The sequence below is a fragment of the Bacillus salitolerans genome (genome assembly GCF_042680805.1).
Taxonomy (GTDB): domain Bacteria; phylum Bacillota; class Bacilli; order Bacillales; family SA4; genus Bacillus_CJ; species Bacillus_CJ salitolerans.
Genome location: NZ_JBHUEM010000011.1, coordinates 33,758 through 52,819 on the forward strand (window position 1 = coordinate 33,758; position 19,062 = coordinate 52,819).

Below are 19,062 nucleotides of genomic sequence, written 5' to 3' on the forward strand. Positions count from 1 at the left end.
ACGAAATATGAGTAAAAGCTTGTACATTGTATCATAGTACATGATTAAATGGAAACGAAATGGTAACAATCGTCCCTTCTCCGCATTGACTTTGAATATCGATAGAACCTCCGTGATTTTCAATAATTTGCTCCGTCACCATGAGACCAAGACCTGTTCCCGAAGGTTTAGTCGTAAAGAAAGGTTCAAAGATTTCGGCTAAGATTTCCTCTGGAATGCCTTCTCCTTCATCTTCCACCTGAAGAGTTACCGCCTCTTTTTCATACGTTACATCTATCCTGATAGAACCACCATTCTCCATACTTTCTATTGAATTTTTTAGAATATTAATGATCACTTGTTTGATTTGCGTTTGAACACAAGATATGAATACCTCTTGAATCGCATAATTTTTTTCAATTAATATTTTTTTCGTCAAAGCTTCTACTTCAATTAATACAATTACCTCATCTAGTAGCTGAATGAGATTCGCTTTGCTAAAATGCTGAGGATGTTCTTTAGCTAACGAGAGTAACTCTCCCGATATCATCTCAATCCGTTCAATTTCACTTAACATAATCGGGAGAAACTGCTCCAAAGACGTGACGTCTTTTAGCCCAAGCTGGAGAAAGCCTTTTAACGAGGTTAAAGGGTTTCTTATTTCATGTGCAATACCGGAAGCTAATTGACCGACGGTAGAAAGCTTCTCTGAACGAATCATCATTTGATGATTCAAGTTTCTTTCCGTAATATCTCGAAAGATAACTTGAACAGCTGGTACGCCTTTATAAACGGTTGGAAACCCGATTATTTCAATATCGATTGTCTTTCCAGCAAGCGTTAACATGACTTGTTCCATTAGCTCAGGTATTTCATGATCATATATAATTCGATTCATCCGCTCTATGCATATCTCATGAAAATCAGGATGCAAAAACGTAAAGATATGCTTGCCAATGATATCTTCTTTTTTCTTGCCTCCTAAAACCTCAACACCAGCAGGGTTAATGAACACAAAGGTGTCATCAATGACTACGCCAATACTATCTAATGAGTTTTCAATTAGACTTTTATAGCTTTCTTGGATCTCCTTTACCTGCCTCGCTGTTTGCTTCTGGTTTGTTAGGTTCGTCAGCGCCATATAAGTAGCTCGTTTATGTTTGAAAAGAATAGGAGTTGATTGAACACCAATATCTATTCGACTTCCGTCACATGTTACCCACACTGCTTCAAGTAGACTTTCATTTTGCTCTGATTTGATATGTATAGGGTCTAAAAATTGATGTAAATCTTGTCCTATCAATTCATCTATAGTTTCCGCTTTTAAGAGCTTAGCGGCAGCCTCGTTGGCAAAAACAAGTTTGTTCTCTTGAGTGACCATGATTGCATTTGACATGTTGACAAGAAAATCAGAGGCTTCCCATACCGGCAATGGAGAGTCGTTCATTTTTATCGTCATGCTTTTTCACCTTGTCTTAACATTATATTAGACTCATTATACATCACTTCGCGGTAATAGAGCATGAAATTTCTGAAAAATCTAGTGCCCACAAAAAACCACAACCTTTTTTGGTTGTGGTTAGTGAAATTAAAAATTAATATATTTTCTCGGATCAACGGAGTTCGATTTACTTTCATTCCAGCCACCCTTATGAAGCTCAAAATGTAAGTGAGCACCAAAGGAATGCCCTGTGTTCCCCATGTATCCTAGACGTTGACCTTGCTGGACTGATTGGCCATCTGATACTTCTCTATTTTCTAAGTGAGCATATACAGTTGTATAAATTTGGCCTTTTACACTATGAGCAATGAACACAACATTCCCATAGCTTGAAGAGTAATAAGAACGTATAACTGTACCATCAGCTGCGGCTACAACTGGAACGTTACTACCACGCTTTCCAATATCCACTCCAGCATGGAGTCTTCCCCAGCGTTGTCCGTAATTAGAGGTGACTGGACCTGCAGATGGTCTAATGAAGTTACCAGAGCCACCATAACTAGCCTGCTGGTTCTTCCTTCTTTCTTCCTCTTCCCGTTTTTTTATACGCTCTAATTCCTTATTAAACGCTGCTTCTTGCGCTTTTAAAATCTCTTCTTCATCTTCAATTTGATGAATTTCCTCCTGAAGCATTTCTTCTTGAACTTGTAGCTCCTTCATCAGCTGTTCTTTCTGTTCACTTTGTCTTTGTTGATCGGCTAATAGATTCTCGAGCTGCGCTAGTTTTTCACCAAGCTGTTGCAATAGCTGCTTCATCTCGGCCTGTTTCTGCTCGAGCAATAGCTTGTCCTCTTCGTGCTTTTGTAATATTTCTTTATCTGCTCGGAAAATGGTGGTAACAGCATTCACACGATCGATAAAATCGCTGAAGCTTTGAGCACCTAGGACAACATCAAGATACTGCACAACCCCCCCCGAAACTTGAAGAGAACGCACACGTTCTTTTAATAGCTCATTTCTCTTTTCAATACGTTCTGTAACATCGACAATTTCTAGTTCAAGCTTTTGAATTTCTTCTTCCGCAACTTTAATTTCCTCTTGCTTTTCTCGTATATGTGCGCCTGTCTCCGCTTGAGCTAAATCGAGTCGTTCTATTTCTTTATATAGCTTTTGTTGCTTCGCTTCAATTTCTGCAATTTCATTTTCAGCATTCTCTTTGTTTTGTTGTAGTTCAGATTGTCTTTGATCTACTTCTTTCTTTTGTTGAATAATCTCAGATTTGGTGTTGGCTGAAACCACATCTAAAAAGTATGGTGTTGAGATAAAACCACTTAATCCAGTAATAAACACAACGACTAAAACGAATAATCTCCTCTTCAACGCCTGTTTCCCCCTTCACCTTTTTCAACCTTCTTCACATTCCTAGTAAAATGTAACCATTTAATCTATTAAACTTTTAAAAATTTTCGAACGGACAATAAGCTTCCCCATATTCCGATAAAGGCACCAATCACGATTAGCACTGCGCTTAGCTGATATAGAAAAGGTGTAACGGGAACAAGCTTAAAAAATGTATCTTCTAGCTTTGGACTTACAAGTTCGTAAATGTAATAATAACTTCCTGCTGTTACTGATATAGGGATAATCGAACCAGCAACACCTAATAGAAGACCTTCAATAAAGAATGGCCAACGAATAAATGAATTCGTAGCTCCTACTAATTTCATAATCTCTATCTCTCGTTTTCTAGCAACAATTGTAATTTTTATCGTATTTGATATTAAAAACATCGCCGTAAACAGCAAACCTATAATAATTCCAAGACCAATATTACGGGCAATTTCCAGCCCTTTAAACAGCTTTTCCACTGTTCCTTTTCCATAGAGAACCTTATCTGCATATGTAAAGGTTTCGATTTGCTCGGCTACCTTTACGACGTCTGTAGGTGTCGTTGTCTTTACGACAAACACGTCACTAAGCGGATTATCTTGCTCAAATAACGTATACGATTTTCCTTCTTCCCCCATACTTTGAATCAGTTCTTTTAATTCCTGATCCTTTGAGGAGAAGGTTACCTTTTCTACTTCTGGTATTCGCTCTATTCTTGTACGAAGCTCTTGACGGTCATTCTCGGTTGCCGTTACATCAATATGCACACTAATTTCAACATCTGATTCAATGGCATTCGCAAATTCATTTAAATTCATCATAATGACTAAAAAGCTCCCTACAAGAAGCAATGTCACAGTAACTGCACTGATCGAAGCAAAGGTCATCCAGCCGTTTCGGAAAATATTACGAAAGCCTTCTCGAATGTGCCGCAAGAGAGTTCTAGGATTCATAGCCATAATCCCCTCTCACTTCATCACGCGCAATTTTCCCATTTTCAATGGCGATTACACGTTTTTTGATGGTATTTACAATTTCACGGTTATGGGTTGCCATTACAACCGTTGTACCGCGGTTATTAATTTCTTCAAAAATATTCATGATCTCCCATGACGTATCAGGATCAAGGTTTCCTGTTGGTTCGTCAGCAATCATAACTTTCGGGCTATTCACAATCGAACGAGCAATCGACACACGCTGCTGCTCTCCCCCTGACAGTTCATTAGGGAAGAAGCGTGCCTTATGCTTTAAGCGAACAAGGTCTAATACGTCCATCACTCGCTTTTTAATTTGCTTTGGATGCTCTTCGATTACCTCAAGAGCAAACGCAACATTTTCATAAACTGTTAGCTTCGGAAGTAGTTTAAAATCCTGAAACACAACCCCGATATTTCGACGTAAATGTGGAACTTTCTTTTCTTTTAATTTTGCTAGGTTCACTCCGTTTATCATAATCGAGCCCTTTGTCGGCTTTTCTTCACGGTACATCATTTTAATAAATGTTGATTTTCCCGCTCCACTAGGACCGACTACATAGACGAACTCACCTTGCTTTATTTTTACGTTTATACCATTTACAGCCAGTACCCCATTTGGATACGTTTTGTACACATCTTGCATCTCAATCATTATTTATCACCTAACTTAGTTGATGTAGAAGTCTGAGATGGGTGGTGGATCGTCGTCTTCTTAAGCTGACATTCCCAACCGACTAATTAATTGACCGTTCGACGTTGTTTTACTATTTTAGTAGATTTCAACAAAATACCTCGGCCTTTTCTATTATACCATCACAAACCGTCATTTTGAGCCAAAAAATATTACATTTCTATTTCATCATGTCTAAATAAGGTATATTTTGTTATATTATACGGTATTTGTAAGTGTATTAAAAATAATAATAGGTGTTTGTCGAACGATAGTTGGAAGTGAACGAAAAAGAGGAAGAAGAGCGGAAGAGGAATTTGGATGAATTTGGAACGATGAGGAATACCGGGCAAAATTGAGTATTTACGGGTCAAATTTCAGTATTTACTGCTCAATCTTGAACATTTACCGGTCATAATCAATTATTTATCGATCAAATCAACTTATGCACTCGGTCAATCCATCATTTACCGGCCAAATATGCATATTTAACGGCAAATTCACTATGATACCGACCAATCCTAAATTCCAGCAAGCCATACAAAAAGAGGTCCTAAAAAACTAGAACCTCCCAAACAAAAACTATTTCTGTTCTGCTAACCAAACGGCAACAGCTTCAGCATCTTCACCTTGAAGAATACCTTTTGGCATCCTACCTTGTCCATTTTCGATAATGTTTAAAATTTCCTCGCTCGAGTATTTATTTCCAACTTGTGTGAGCTGTGGACCCACTCCACCTTGTAATTTCCCACCATGGCAGGTTGAACAGCTTTTTTGATAAATTTTTTCGGCTGCGGTTACTTCTCCTCCACCGGTTGCTGCGGAGTCTCCACCTGCCAACTGATCGGTTGTATCACCCGTACCACATGCTGACAATGTTAACATCGCTCCAAAAAGAATACCGATCCATTTCTTACTCATGCTAATTCCTCCTAGAGACTCAATTCTATATTCATATCTTATAATAATCTGCCATTATTTACTTCTTTTTATGAGCGCTTAAAACCTTCACCTAACACCTCAGAAGCATTCATGACGACAACAAACGCAACAGGGTCAATGCTTTTTACTAGTTGTTTCAATTTCGTGAACTCGGTTTGATCCACCACACACATCAAGATTGGGCGCTCATCATCCGTATATCCACCAAATGCCGAAAGACGGGTTACACCCCTGTCCACTTTCGTCAAAATACTTTGTCGTACTTCATCTTCCTTATTCGTAATTATTATGGCCATTTTCGAGTATCCTAGACCTACCTGGACAAAATCAATCGTCTTACTTGTAACAAAAAGGGCAATTAATGCATATAAACCTAACTCTATATCAAACACAATCGCAGCTGTTGTTACAATCATACCGTCTATCATCGCGACACACGTTCCAAGTGATAAACCAGTGTATTTGTTAATGATTTGTGCCGCTAAGTCGACACCACCAGTTGATGCCTTGCCTCGAAAAACAATTCCAAGTCCTAGTCCAACCCCAATTCCTCCAAACAAAGCAGCAAGAAGTGGATCAGTCGTGGCCGGTTCCATATTTCTCGACAGGTATACAACAAGCGGTAAAATGATCGTACCAACTAAACTCTTTACTCCAAACGAGCGTCCGAGTAGCATAATCCCAGCAATAAATAATGGAATATTTAATGCACCCTGCACAATAGCAGGCTCCCATCCCCAAACGGCATCCGTAATCGTACTAATCCCGCTGACTCCACCTGATGCAATTCGGTTTGGAAGTAAAAATAAATTAAAGGCAAGTGCGACAATAGCTGATCCTACTAGTACATATATGTATTCTAGCAGCATCTCTAGGTTCGGACTTAAACCTTCAGTATTTCTTTTACGTTTATTCATGATAGCCTCCCGCATTACCCTTTAAGATTGAGTTTCAACTCTATTAAAAGGTTTCACTGTTTTTAGCTCTGAATTTTCTCTACTAAAAACGATTAAAATTGTAAATTTTGCTCAAAAAAACGAAGCCATGCCCAATGGTATATTGACCGGCTCTAGTCTTTGTTTTTCTAACCGAAGGTGAGTATATCACGGGTTCATTATTTTGTGAACGGTATCGGTTTGACGTGGTAAAGTATTAAAAAAGATTACTGTTAGTTTATGTAAAATGACAGAAAAGTATAGACTCAAATAGCCACAAAGCTTCCTTTGCACTCACCTTTGTTATGTGCACTGGTGTGCTGCTCTCACTATTTCCCATAGAACCTGGTATGCCTCCTTGGCTTGTAGCCACTATGATATATAACTTTTATCCCCCCAAAAAAAGACTGTGATTGCTCACAGCCTTTCAGGGACTAAGTCCCAATAACATACGACCCTGTTCTTACCATTCTTCTTAGCAAATATTTCGGCAAAGTCAGCCTTTGATATTAAATCCTTCATCGTCTCAGGTTCATCCTTGTCAACACTAGATACCCCAATACTCGCGGTCAACTGCTTCCCTTTTCCTATATCAATTCGATGAATAACTCGCAGCAAATCATGCGCGACAGATGTAGCGGATTCACCATTTGTATTTGGAAGAATCACGATAAATTCTTCGCCTCCATATCGTCCAACAATGTCGCCGTTTCGAACGGATTGACGAAGCTGACTTGAAACTTCCTTTAACACACGGTCACCTTCTATATGGCCAAATACATTATTCACCTCACTGAAATCATCTAAATCAAGCATGATAAAGGAAAGGTGAGTACCATAAGCTTTCGCTTTTTTAAATTCGGAACCTAGCTTTTCAAGAAAGAAATCTCGTTTAAATAACCCTGTTAAATCGTCAGTTGTAACTTGTTCAGTGGCTAATACCTTTTCAATTTTAGGTGTAACTAGCTCTAACAAATTTCCGATGAGGGATCGCTCTTCTTTTGAAAAATAAGATTGAATCGTATAATTTTCAACTAGAAGAAAGGTGATGGCTTCATCCTTATCAGAAAATACCGGAAAACAGACATAGGTTGAATTGTCGACCTGGAAACTAGAATACGTACGGGTGCGATCAATTCTAGCCAGAACATCTTCCATATTTTTTGCTTCTACTAACTGAATTTTTTCATTGATGGATAATAGCTTTCTCCCATTTTTTCGTGTCGTATACAAATGGATGCGATCGATTAGAAAGTTTTCATATAAGACAATCGCAATATTTTTACTAAGCTGTTCAAGGGATAAGGAAGCATTAATCCGCTTTACACTATCAAACAATACCTCATAATTCACTAGCAGATTGGTTACATGCTGATGCTCTGCCATAATGTTTGTTACTAGCTTATCATGGAGTTCTACTAATTGTTGATTAACAAATTGGACTTTGACATCGTTCGTTAATTTTATGAAATTATTTTTTGCTCTAGTCAGGTTTACTTTTGCTTGAATGTATTGCTCTTGCTTTTTGTAAAACATCCCTCTTAGTAAGCAAACGTGACCTAGATAGCCATAATATTTCGTTTTGTAAATCAATTGCTCTAACGCTCTCGTAAGCTCTAACGCTTCTTCATAATTTGCCGTTTCTTGTAATGCTGTAATTTTGTAAATCATACATTCAATTCGTTCTTGTAAAGTTAACAGAGATGATTCAAGCTGTATACTCACCTTATGAATGAGCTCTCCAAAGTCTTTTGTAAATAGAAGATACATGAACTCCAGTTCACGTAATTCTTCTACCATATTGTTTGTTTCACATACCCGCCTCACAGCTGGCCACATTTTAAACACTTTATGTACGTCATTACGCTGAACATATAGCTTGAATTGAAAAATAAACACTTGATTTCGAATACTGATCTGTTTATTCTTTTTCGCTTCTCGCTTTACTTTGTTAATCATGATTTGGGCATTTTGAAAGTCTTCGATAAAGAGATAATGATTGATATATTCACTTAAAAAACCTGTATCATTTGGCTGATTGATTTTATTTCCTAACACTCGAACCTTTTCAGCAAACTCAAATGAGTTCGGTATATCCCCTAAGAGCTTGTAACAAACGAATAAATTCTCTTTGGCAACTTTTTCATTCTGTTTATCACCAAGTAATTTAGCCATTTCTACTGCTTTAAAATAAAAATCCTTCGCTCGCAATAAATCCTCATCCATGAGTCCAATTGCGATAATATTATAGATTCCACTTAACAGGAATTTCTGATCATGCTGTTCAGCAAGCGACTGAGCTTCTAAGATAAACCGTTCCCGTTCAGTCCATGGCTTTTTCTGGTGATAGAGCATATTATGTGTATTATATAAAAGGCGGATATAATTTTTAACACCCAGTTCCTTGCGTAAAGATTCACTTGCTGTATTTTGTAACTGTGTTAATTCTTCTACCAATGTAAAATCTCGCTTTGTAATAATACTCCAGGTTGAAAGAATAATTTTCAGCTCAATTCGATACTTTACCGGGATACCAGCATCTAAACTTAGCTGTTCAATTTTCCCCTCTACCTCCTCAAATACTACGTAGTTTTTCGTATTCGAACAAGAAAATCCTAGTCGTATAAGGGCTTTAATCGAATCGAATTGCTCATGTAACTGTTTATAAATCTCAATGGCTTTCATCAATTGGCCTGATCTCTCGAAGCTATACCCCATTAAAAGAAGCATTGCCTTGGGTGGCATGCCATCCAGATACTGTTCATATATATGAACAGATTTTTCAATCATTTCTACAGCCTTTATATAGAGACTAGCTCGAAAGCTTCTTCTTGCCTCGATTAAATAAAAGAGCGCTGCTTTTCTCCAATTTCCATTTTGACTATAATGATACGCAACCATCGAGTAGTGTCTTCCATCTATTAACTGCATGGCAAGCTCGTGATGAATGGAGTCTTTTTTCGTTTCATCAATCGTACTTTCTACAAACTCCCTAATCGTTAGTGATGGAAATTCATAATTCGTCATTAATCTCAACAACAAGCCTTGTTTTTGAATAGATTCTATCGCTTGTAACACCTTTTCACTAGACTCAACACCCGCCACCTTGGCAATCATCGATAAAAAGCTGTGATGATTCACGATAGGTATTTGAACAAGAGATAAAACCTGATAGATTCGTTTCTCCTCTTCTAATAACAACTGTATTTTATGATTGATCATCAGTTCATCAGATGGTGGTAAGGATAAAGCACGGATGTTCTTATCCACTAAATGCCAGCTGTAATGCTGAATATACAGCTGCTTTGTATCAGCTAAATAATGAACAAGCTCTATTGTCTTTGTCAAATTCTTATTGGAATAGTGGTACAGCCGTTCTATTAATTTTTCTTGTAAGAAGCTTGCCTTTCCAAAAATAGATAATAAAAAATGAGCATACTCACGTAACGGTAAAGGTTGAAGGTCTATCCCTTCTTCATAAAGCTCACCTAGTTCATGAGCCTCACCAATCCCAATTACACCTAACACAATTTCTTCTAACGATAATAATCGTTTTAATATCGAGAGTGAAAAAGGATCCATCCTTTCAGCTGAGTAAATACCAAACACGATTCTCGTTTCAGATATTGTTAGAAAGTCAATAAAGAAATCAACAAGAAACTGTTCTGTCTGGAGTAAAGAGAAGGCTGGTGAATCCTGTGACTCTAACTGATGCTTATAAACAGTTTTCAGTTTAGGAAATACTTCTGCTAAACCAGGTAAATGATTTAATATAGGATGAAGAATCGGCCGTGCAATCGATATTTTAATTATTTTTGTCACAAGCTGCTCAATGACTGAATATGGAGTGTCATCTGCTCTTGAAACATAATAATCAATTTGCCCTGAAAAGTCTTCGGTAATTTCAAAAAATAGGCGCTTGCGCCCGCTTCCCGTTGGGCCACTGATCAGAATACTTTGTGACCTTCCTTCAATAATCGAACGGTTTAGTTTTGAAAGAATCTGTAACTCTTCTTTTCTTCCAATAAATTCAGGCGAGTATAAATAGTGGGAGCCATACAAGCATGTATCTGAGTTTCTTTCTTGATGATCCTTCCCTTGAATTCTTTGAAGTTCATTTATTATTTGTCCTACCCATTGCAGCCTACTAACTGGACGTTTATGAATCATCTGTAGAACTAATTTCTTTAAATGAAAAGGTAGATCCATTTGTTCAATCGTTACATTATTCTGCTTTGTCACCATGTTATTTGGATTTGTGCCAGTTAGTATTTCATAAAACAAAATCCCCAGATTATAAATATCTGTACGCATATCAAATTTATTTAAATGGTACAGCTCTGGAGCGAAATAAGGATAATGAGGTCTTTGCATTCCGTGAAGTAGTTCATATGGTGATTGTGTATAAAGCGGCATAAATCTAACTTCATTTCCTTCAGTTATCCATACGTAACTAGGTACAATCGCTCCTTGTATTACACTTTCATGATGCAAAACCTCTAATTGAATGGCTATTTTCTCAAGGATTCTAATCGTATCCTTAAACGTCTTCCCTTTCATATATTCGTGCAAAGTGACCAAATTTTGGTGATTCTCATACTCCACTATCACTTCGCCCTGTTGACAATAAACCTTTCGAATTGGCAGAAAAGACGAATGGCTCTGAGCAAGAGATTTTAACCTGAGTTTAATATGTTCTTCGCCAATAAAGGTAGTCATCGTACTCGGTATCACATGAAGCAAAAGTGGGGTATGCTGCCTATCAAAAGCTGTGTATGTTTTACCTAAACCATCGTCGTGTTCTACTTCCTTAAGTAGTTTGTATTCACTTGAATCTACTATTCTCACCACTTCACATCACAGTCCTATCATAAGATTTATAGATTACAATCCAAATCAATTATCACAAAACTATGCTAGTCCCTTGTTTCTTGGCAGCATGAGACTACTTAATTTTTTATGTACAGAATTTATTGAAGTTTATCATTTGATTTTTTGAAGAAGAAAAAAAACACCCTAAAAAAGGGTATTTGCTGAACTAGATTGCAACTGGCTGGCTTATCTAATGATTTAGCCCCTTTAGTTTTGCGTCCCATCCTTTAGAATGGTTTGCCTCTATATCGAGTTTTCGGACATTTCTAACGTTTTTTTCATTATATACTATCTCCGTAAAAAGCACTAGGATAAAACGACTAAATATTAACAATTTTAGTGTTTTATCCTAGTTATGGGACTGTCTATTTTAATTTTGATCGTAAGAATGCATCGATAAATGGATCTAAATCTCCATCCATCACACTCTGGGTATTTCCAACTTCATAATTGGTGCGATGATCCTTAACTAGCGAGTATGGGTGGAAAACGTATGAACGAATTTGACTTCCCCAACCAATGTCCTTTTGTTCGCCACGGATTTCATCCAACTCAGCTTGTTGTTCTTCAATCTTCTTCTGATAAAGCTTTGCTTGCAGCATTTTCATCGCGCGTTCGCGGTTTTTAATTTGTGAGCGCTCCGTTTGACACGTCACCACTGTGTTTGTTGGAAGATGCGTAATACGAACGGCAGAATCGGTCGTATTAATGTGCTGTCCACCAGCTCCACTTGCACGGTACGTATCAACCTTTAAATCTTCCGTGCGGATTTCAATATCAATTTCATCATTAAATTCTGGCAATACATCACAAGATACAAAGGATGTATGACGGCGTCCAGATGAATCAAATGGAGAGATACGAACTAAACGGTGTACACCTTTTTCTGCCTTTAAATATCCATAAGCATTGTGACCTTTTATAAGTAACGAAACACTTTTTACCCCAGCTTCATCTCCAGGTAAATAGTCAAGCGTCTCTACTTTAAACCCTTTGCGTTCTGCCCAGCGCGTGTACATTCGTAGGAGCATTGATCCCCAGTCTTGTGATTCTGTACCACCAGCCCCTGGATGTAATTCAAGAATCGCATTGTTTTTATCATATGGTTCGCTCAACAATAGCTGAAGCTCAAATTCATTGAATTCCTTTGTTAAAGATTTAACCTCTTGAATCAGCTCTTTAAGAAGATCATCATCATTTTCTTCCTTCAACAGCTCGTATGTCATATCTAAATTTTCATATGCATCATTTAAATCATTAAATTGATTCACAAGATCTTTTAACCCATTTGCCTCGTTGATGACGGTTTGAGCGGCTTGTTGGTTATCCCAAAAGTTTGGTTCAACCATTCGTTCGTCAAGCTCACGAATACGTGCCACTTTCTCTTCTAAGTCAAAGAGACCCCCTAAAGTCAGCTAAACGCTTTTCCATTTTTTCAAGTTCATGTCTGATTTCTACTAATTCCATTGTGTTCACCTCATAGAACCTTTTCTATATATTTCGTGAAGAAAGCCTATGCCATACGACATAAGCTTACTTTCCATCCTTATAATATGTTAGCTTCCGCAGCATTGCTTATACTTTTTACCACTTCCGCAAATACACGGATCATTTCTCCCGACTGTAACACTTTTCACAACCGGCTTACGTTTTGGCTTTTGACCATCAGCATTTGGAATGACGGCTTGCCCTTTAGCCACTTCTTGTCGCTCAAGGTTATTGCGAATTTGTGCCTTCATAATATACCTGGAGGTCTCTTCCTCAATCGATTCAACCATACTTTCAAACATCGCAAATCCTTCCATCTGGTATTCACGAAGTGGATCAATTTGTCCATAAGCACGTAAATGAATTCCTTGGCGAAGCTGTTCCATCGCATCAATATGATCCATCCATTTACTATCAACAGCTCGGAGTACAATAACTTTCTCAAATTCACGCATTTGCTCAGGCAAGAGCTGCTTTTCCTTTTCATCATAACGAGCCCTTACTTTATCGTAAATAAACTCCGTGATTCCTTCAGGCTCTTTTCCAGACAATTCCTTTTCGGAAAGATCGCCCTCATTAAGAAGATTTGCCTCCACATAGTCAACGATCGCCTTTACATTCCACTCTTCTGGCTCTTCGTTAGTTGAGCAGTGTGCAGCCACATTTCGCTCAATCGTACCTTTAATCATGGACTCAATTACTTCACGCAAGTTTTCAGAAGATAATACATCATAACGCTGCGCATAAATGACTTCACGCTGCTGACGCAGGACATCATCGTATTGAAGTAATTGCTTACGTGCATCGAAGTTATTTCCTTCAACTCGCTTTTGAGCAGATTCAACGGCACGAGATACAATTTTACTTTCAATCGGTTGTGAGTCATCCATACCAAGACGATCCATCATTGCTTTCATGTTATCAGAACCGAATCTGCGCATTAACTCATCTTCCATCGACAGATAGAATTGAGTTACCCCTGGGTCACCTTGACGACCAGAACGTCCACGAAGCTGGTTATCAATTCGACGACTCTCATGACGCTCTGTTCCAAGAACAGCAAGTCCGCCAACTTCCTTGACGCCTTCACCTAATTTAATATCGGTACCACGACCTGCCATATTCGTTGCAATCGTTACGGCACCTAGTTGGCCAGCATTGGCGATAATTTCAGCTTCACGTTCATGATTCTTCGCATTTAAGACATTATGTTTTATGCCTTTTTTCGTTAAATATTTGGAAATGAGCTCAGATGTCTCAACCGCAACCGTACCAACTAGGATCGGTTGTCCTTTTGCATGCATTTCTGCAATTTGTTCACAAACAGCACGGAACTTTCCATCAATCGTTTTGAAAATTAAATCCGGCTTGTCATCACGTGCAATCGGTTTATTGGTAGGAATCGCCACAACATACATATTGTAGATGTTACGGAATTCCTCTTCCTCTGTTTTCGCTGTACCCGTCATACCGGATAGCTTCTCATACATACGGAAGTAGTTCTGGAACGTAATCGTTGCAAGGGTCATACTTTCGTTTTGAATCTCAAGCCCTTCCTTCGCCTCGATTGCTTGGTGAAGACCATCACTGTATCGACGCCCCTTCATAAGACGACCTGTAAAGGAGTCAACGATGACAACCTCACCATCTTGAACCACATAATCTGTATCGCGAAGCATACTAACATTCGCCTTCAATGCTTGGTTAATATGGTGAATCACATTTACGTTTGCAATATCAAAGAGGTTTTCTAAGCCAAAAGCCTTCTCAGCCTTTGAAATACCTTCCTCTGTTAGTTGTACAGCCTTTGTTTTGACATCGTACGTATAATCCTCTTCTTCCTTGATTGTACGTACAAACGCATTGGCTTGAATATATAGACCCGTTGATTTTCGAGCAGAACCTGAAATGATTAGTGGTGTACGGGCTTCATCGACTAAGATCGAGTCGACCTCGTCAATTACTGCATAATGAAGTGGTCGTTGTACCATATGCTCCTTGTAAAGAACCATATTATCACGCAAGTAATCAAAGCCTAGCTCATTGTTCGTACTATATGTAATATCCTTTGAATATGCCTCAATTTTTTCTTCTCGAGACATTCCATTTAAGTTAAGACCAACAGATAGTCCTAAAAATTCATAAAGCAGTCCCATTTCAGTTGCATCACGTGTTGCTAAATATTCGTTAACTGTGACAACGTGAACACCTTTTCCGGTTAAAGCATTTAAATAAACAGGCATCGTTGACGTTAAGGTTTTTCCTTCCCCTGTCTTCATCTCAGCAATATTTCCTTCATGAAGGGTCATCGCCCCCATGATTTGAACCGGGAATGGACGCATCTTTAATACACGAGTCGCACCTTCACGTACGACAGCAAATGCTTCAACTAGAATATCATCTACCGTTTCACCTTTCTCAAGACGTGCTTTAAATTCAGCTGTCTTTAAACGAAGCTCTTCATCCGACAGTTTTTCATAGTTAGGTCCTAGTGCTTCCACTTGATCAGCAATCTTTTGATATTTATTTATTTGGCGCTGATTTGAATCAAACACCTTTTTTAACATTCCAAGCATCTATAAAACGCTCCTCTTTATCTCATTCTGTTTTGCTTGCTTAAGCAAAAAATAGAAGAATCCACTCTTAATATTACCATTAACTGAAAAAGGATGCCAACATTTAGGGGACTTCCTCTTTTGACAAAAAAACACGCAGCCGATTTATGGCGGCTGCGTAGTTTTTGCGATTAGCTCGGTTCAATAATACCGTATTTTCCATCTTTACGTTTATAGACGACATTAGTCGCATTTGTAACAGCATTCGTATAAACGAAAAAGTTATGCCCTAACATGTTCATTTGAAGAATGGCTTCATCGTTATCCATTGGCTTTAAATTAAAGCGTTTTGTACGAACCACTTCTTCTTCCCCATCTTCATCTATATTAGACCTCGGCTCTTCCCCATTCGTAAACATGAACTTTGGAGAACCTTGATCTCTAAATTTACGGTTTACTCTTGTTTTGTGTTTGCGGATTTGTCTCTCTAGCTTATCAACCACTAAATCAATCGCCGCATATAAATCATCATGTCTTTCTTCAGCTCGTAATGTGATTGAAGACATCGGAATCGTAACCTCTATCTTCTGTTTGTTGTTATACACCTTCAAGTTGACATGAACATTAGAATCAAGTCCTTCAGTGAAGTACTTATCTAACTTCCCAACCTTTTGCTCGACATAATCACGAATAGCTGGAGTTACCTCAACGTTTTCACCACGAATGTTAAACTTCATACATGAACTCCTCCTTTAATACAAGCTATGCTATATATTTCTACATTACCCCTGTCCAAACCTCCTTAAACCTATAAAAAGTTTGAATTTTTGTGAATTAATTTTATGTGAGGAAGTGATGGTTCATGACAATAAATATGGAAAAAATAAAAACTCGCCAGTGGCGAGTTTTTGTGTTGCTTTAATTTTCGTGCTTATATAAGTAAGCGATGAAAAAACAGTCGCTTTTCATCGGTTATTTATGCTATAAATTAAAGCTTTGTTACGTTCGCAGCTTGTGGTCCGCGGTTACCTTCAACGATTTCAAACTCTACAGATTGACCTTCTTCAAGTGTTTTGAAACCATCTGTTTGAATTGCTGAGAAATGTACGAATACATCGTCTCCATCTTCGCGCTCAATAAATCCGAAACCTTTTTCTGCGTTAAACCATTTTACTTTACCTTGCATAACTCACATTCCCTTCAAAATCATATACTTTTGTGGTAAATATACCCACATTTTGAATATACCGAATGGAAAATTGGAAGTCAAATCATTGTCGTAGCAAATTTTTGAGCGGTTTCGACAGTATTTTCAACGAAAAGAAAAACTTCTCCAAACTGGAGAAGTCCGAATGATGAATCTTATTTCTTTTTGTCGAAAAATGTTCCATCCATGTTGCTTGTCGCGGCATATGGATTTGTATATTTTTGATGAGTGTTCTTCTGTTTTTTTAGTTTGTTCAAATCCATATTGATTTGATTGAATAAGGTTTTTAATTTTATTCGAATATCATGATCTAGTTTTTGAATCTCAGTTCCGAGCTCACGTTCTTCGTCCGTACTCGGTGCCTTTACTTCTTTTATGATGACATCCCGCTTATCAAGCATGTCATTAATTTGTTCAATGTATGGCTCTCTGCTGTCTTCATCCGGCAGTTGCTGTAAATGATCATAGAGCACTTTCGTAGCATCATATAGCTTTGCAATCGAAGACACTATGCTTGCCCACCTTGTACAGGTTGCGCTTGCTTAGAAAGAAGCATAGCTTCCTTCCACGTATCACGCAGTTCTACTACATAGCCTTCGACCTCTTCTAGGATGGTCAAATCGTTCTTTATATTGACTTCAATCAATCTTCGATAAATATAATCATAAAGCTGAAGTAAATTTTGAGAGATTTCAATTTCTGTATTTAACGTAACCATGAATTCATGGATGATATTTTGCGCTTTTTGCAAATTTACGTTCTTCACTTCGATATTTTGTTGTTCAATGCCTTGTCTAGCAAGCTTCATAAATTTCAAACATCCATTATATAACATTAACGTCAGCTGTTCAGGGGTCGCAGTCGTAATCGCATTTTGTTGATAAGCCTGATGCGGGTGCTTGTTAATGGCCATTGTTAATTAACACTCCTTTATTGTTGTGCTCCTCCACCAAACGCGTTGGCAATATATGCTGCTTGCTCGTTTGCACGTTGCATGGCTTTTTCCATGGCGGTGAATTGGCGCCAGTAGCGGTCTTCTGCTCTTTTTAATTTATCTTCGAAGGATTCAATACGATTGTTTAAATCACTAAGGTCACGTCCAATACGGAATTGATGATCTAGGGCTGTAGCCTTTCCTGCCGTTTCATCAATTCTATTAATACTACTCTGTACTTCTTCTCTTAATCTTCTCGCAACACCTTTTTCGCTAGAAGTTTCACCAGATGCGAAAAATAGCTGAAAAACAGCTTCTGGGTCTTCTTCTATCGCTTTTCGGAGTCTATCTTCACCTATCATTTTGTTAATAATTTTTGTAGGATCAAGGACAAGCTTACCATTTTCTAAATAGTTAGAGGATGTAACAATTCCTATTTCAGAAAGATGGTCATACTTTGAGTTTGTGAGAGCCCCATTTACCTCTCCAGTTAATGCCATTCTCATTTTGCTAAGATTGTTGGTTAAAAGAGTATCTCTTCGAAGTAACCCACTTTTTGCTTTTTCTTCCCATTTTTCAATTTCCTCTTTGGATAATTGTTCCTTCTGTTCTTTTGTCAATGGAGCGAATTCTTTGTATTTTTCTTCGTTAAGCTTGTTACCGAACTTTTCCAGAATTTCATTATACTTATCCATAAAGGCTTTAATTGATTCTACTACACCATCGACGTCTGTTGTTGAACTAATCGTTACCGGAGTCCCACCAGTGGTATTTTTGATATTGTATTTCATTCCATTAATTTCAAATTCATTGGATTTAAAGTACATTTGAAGATCGTTAATTTTTACAATGGCATCTTGGCCACCGGTTTGACCGTTTTGTTTAGGTACTAATGTTTCATTCAGGGCATATGTTGTACCATCGTCTTTTCTAAATCCAAACTTCTCCATTAATTGTGTTGCATCTGTATTCGTTACTTCAATAGAAGCGCCACTACCCGTCTTATTTTGAGTTAAGACAATCATTTCACGGTAAGTAACACCATCATCATCAAGAATATTGCCCTTCATTGCTGTGACGCCTAGACCGGCATTATTAAAAGCACTTATAGCAGCATCTATATTATCAGTATCCTTTATATTTACTGTTTTTGTTCTGACAGTGCCATCAGGATCGGTTACTTTAAAATCAGCGGCATAAGCTGTACCAGCTGTGAACGAGATTGCAGCCTCCGAATTCCATGACTCAGCTGATGCAAGCCTAGAAACCTCAAGCTTCGTACTTGTATTACTTGAAGCACCAACGGAAGTTGCCGTAACCTTTGATTCATCTGAGCTAACGATTTTCTTTTTCAGAAAGGTTGACTGTTTTCCAACCCCATCGAAAATAAACTTATCTAACTCAGCTAGCATTAAGTTCATTTCACGGTATTGGTCGCGTTTCCATTCAAGCGTTTGTTTCTTTTGCTCTAATTTATTTAGTGGGATTCTTTCTGCTTGCATAAGCTGTTTTACCATAGATTCTGTATCCATTCCTGATGCAAGTCCACTAAAACGTATTTTATCAATTCCCATAGTATTTCCTCCTCACCGGAAGACGGTCGATTTATATTCTATATTGTTATTATCGGACCTTACAACAAACAGTTAAGTGTAAAATAAAAAAAGAAGGTA

The 19,062-nt window shown here is 37.9% G+C and carries 14 protein-coding genes and 1 riboswitch; all 14 genes read right to left on the reverse strand.

The features are described from left to right. Positions 1–31: 31 nt before the first annotated feature. Entirely contained in the window at positions 32–1,438 is a 1,407-nt protein-coding gene (locus ACFSCX_RS09200; protein ID WP_377927910.1) for an ATP-binding protein, read from the reverse strand. 129 nt (positions 1,439–1,567) lie between these two features. Beyond that, a complete protein-coding gene (locus ACFSCX_RS09205; RefSeq protein WP_377927911.1) occupies positions 1,568–2,800 on the reverse strand; it encodes a murein hydrolase activator EnvC family protein in 1,233 nt (410 codons plus the stop codon). 68 nt (positions 2,801–2,868) lie between these two features. Then, positions 2,869–3,762 carry a permease-like cell division protein FtsX gene (gene ftsX / locus ACFSCX_RS09210; RefSeq protein ID WP_377927912.1) on the reverse strand — a complete coding sequence of 298 codons (894 nt, stop codon included), beginning with the start codon at positions 3,760–3,762 and terminating at the stop codon, positions 2,869–2,871. Beyond that, entirely contained in the window at positions 3,752–4,438 is a 687-nt protein-coding gene (gene ftsE / locus ACFSCX_RS09215) for a cell division ATP-binding protein FtsE (RefSeq protein WP_377927913.1), read from the reverse strand. The genes ftsX and ftsE overlap by 11 nt, the downstream gene beginning before the upstream one ends. 600 nt (positions 4,439–5,038) lie before the next feature. Continuing rightward, a complete protein-coding gene (gene cccB / locus ACFSCX_RS09220; protein WP_377927914.1) occupies positions 5,039–5,377 on the reverse strand; it encodes a cytochrome c551 in 339 nt (112 codons plus the stop codon). A gap of 68 nt (positions 5,378–5,445) precedes the next feature. Then, positions 5,446–6,315 carry a YitT family protein gene (locus ACFSCX_RS09225; RefSeq protein ID WP_377927915.1) on the reverse strand — a complete coding sequence of 290 codons (870 nt, stop codon included), beginning with the start codon at positions 6,313–6,315 and terminating at the stop codon, positions 5,446–5,448. Positions 6,316–6,750: 435 nt separating this feature from the next. Beyond that, positions 6,751–11,181, reverse strand: coding sequence for a diguanylate cyclase (locus ACFSCX_RS09230; protein WP_377927916.1), 4,431 nt, complete (start codon positions 11,179–11,181; stop codon positions 6,751–6,753). A 193-nt stretch (positions 11,182–11,374) separates the two neighbouring features. After that, positions 11,375–11,457, reverse strand: a riboswitch (cyclic di-GMP riboswitch). 113 nt (positions 11,458–11,570) lie between these two features. Then, positions 11,571–12,672 (reverse strand): peptide chain release factor 2 gene (prfB, locus tag ACFSCX_RS09235; protein ID WP_377927917.1). Its coding sequence is split into 2 segments (ribosomal slippage): positions 11,571–12,599 and positions 12,601–12,672, totalling 1,101 coding nucleotides; the frame shifts between segments, so codons are not numbered across the junction. 89 nt (positions 12,673–12,761) lie between these two features. Next, positions 12,762–15,269: a preprotein translocase subunit SecA gene (gene secA / locus ACFSCX_RS09240; RefSeq protein WP_377927918.1), complete on the reverse strand. Its 2,508-nt coding sequence runs from the start codon at positions 15,267–15,269 to the stop codon at positions 12,762–12,764. A 170-nt stretch (positions 15,270–15,439) separates the two neighbouring features. Next, positions 15,440–15,985 carry a ribosome hibernation-promoting factor, HPF/YfiA family gene (gene hpf / locus ACFSCX_RS09245; protein WP_377927919.1) on the reverse strand — a complete coding sequence of 182 codons (546 nt, stop codon included), beginning with the start codon at positions 15,983–15,985 and terminating at the stop codon, positions 15,440–15,442. 251 nt (positions 15,986–16,236) lie between these two features. Further along, positions 16,237–16,434, reverse strand: coding sequence for a cold-shock protein CspD (cspD, locus tag ACFSCX_RS09250; RefSeq protein WP_377927920.1), 198 nt, complete (start codon positions 16,432–16,434; stop codon positions 16,237–16,239). A gap of 176 nt (positions 16,435–16,610) precedes the next feature. Next, positions 16,611–16,964: a flagellar protein FliT gene (gene fliT, locus ACFSCX_RS09255; RefSeq protein WP_377927921.1), complete on the reverse strand. Its 354-nt coding sequence runs from the start codon at positions 16,962–16,964 to the stop codon at positions 16,611–16,613. Continuing rightward, the gene (gene fliS / locus ACFSCX_RS09260) at positions 16,964–17,368 is read right to left on the reverse strand and encodes a flagellar export chaperone FliS (protein ID WP_377927922.1); all 405 of its coding nucleotides are present in this window, start codon (positions 17,366–17,368) and stop codon (positions 16,964–16,966) included. Before fliS ends, fliT begins: the two co-directional genes overlap by 1 nt. A gap of 17 nt (positions 17,369–17,385) precedes the next feature. Next, on the reverse strand, positions 17,386–18,963 hold the full coding sequence (locus ACFSCX_RS09265) for a flagellar hook-associated protein 2 (RefSeq protein ID WP_377927923.1): 1,578 nt from the start codon (positions 18,961–18,963) through the stop codon (positions 17,386–17,388). Positions 18,964–19,062 lie beyond the last annotated feature (99 nt).